This is a genomic window from Aureibaculum marinum, assembly GCF_003813905.1.
GTDB classification, from domain to species: Bacteria; Bacteroidota; Bacteroidia; order Flavobacteriales; family Flavobacteriaceae; genus Aureibaculum; species Aureibaculum marinum.
In genome coordinates this window covers 1-1120 of the sequence record NZ_RPFJ01000066.1, presented here as the reverse complement: position 1 = coordinate 1120, position 1120 = coordinate 1, and the positions used below count along the sequence as shown (strand labels likewise).

The 1120-nt window shown below is 31.2% G+C and carries 1 protein-coding gene; it reads left to right on the top strand.

The features are described 5' to 3' along the window. Positions 1 to 82: 82 nt before the first annotated feature. Positions 83 to 1075, top strand: coding sequence for an IS110 family RNA-guided transposase (locus tag EGM88_RS14630; protein ID WP_123899171.1), 993 nt, complete (start codon positions 83 to 85; stop codon positions 1073 to 1075). The last annotated feature ends 45 nt before the right edge of the window (positions 1076 to 1120 follow it).

Sequence of the window (1120 nt, the reverse complement as noted above, 5' to 3'; positions counted from 1 at the left end):
AGGAATTTTTTCCTAATAAAGGTGATAGTCATTGCAACATTTATTAATCATTTCTTTCTAAAAGGAAATAATATTTAAAAATATGAAAAATTATGTAGATGTTATAGGAATTGATGTATCTAAATTAACCATCGATGCACATATTCATAACAGAGCAGTACATCGAGTGTTTTCTAACACTACTAAGGGTTACAAAGCACTATTGTCATGGACGGAAACGTATTTAAAAGAGCAAGTTTATTTTTTCTGTTTTGAGAACACAGGACATTACTCTACAAACCTGAGTGTTTACCTATCAGAAAATAATAGAGATTATATTGAACAAAGTCCCTTAGCAATCAAACGATCTGTAGGTATTGTTAGAGGTAAAACAGATAAACTTGATGCGGGTATGATAGCTAGGTATGCTTGGTTACATAAAGAAGAACTACTTCTTAGTACTCCAATAGAAAATCACGTTCAAGAATTGGGTAGATTATTATCGATTAGAGAACAGCTAGTAAGAGATCGAACAGGCAAGATGAGTAGCCTTAAAGAAATGCAATCTTTACTTAGTAGTCCTTCAACTGACAACTGTTGTAGAATTATCAAAAAGACCATTCATTATCTCACAAAACAAATTGAAGCTCTAGAACTTTGTATTAAAAAATTAATGAAAAGTGATAAATCACTCGATAAGAATTTTAAGCTTCTAAATACCTTAAAAGGAGTCGGATTAATACTTTCTTGTCAAATTATATATCACACGAGCAACTTTAAACGATTCAATAGTTGGCGACAATTTTCTAGCTATTGTGGTGTTGCACCTTTTGAGTACAGTTCTGGAACCAGTATTAGAAGAAGGAATAGAATACACCATATAGGAGATAGAAAAATGAAAACACTTTTAACACTTGCCAGCGTGAGTGCTATACAGTGCGATAAAGAACTAAAACAATATTACAAGAAGAAACTCGAAGAAGGTAAACCAAAAATGGTTGCTTTAAATAATATTAGAAATAAGATTTTATCAAGAGCATTTGCAGTAGTAAAGAGAGGAACACCGTACGTAGAACTACAAAAGTTTGTAGCTTAAAAATAATCTTTAAATAATTTGGATTTGACCTTGGAATACGTATAA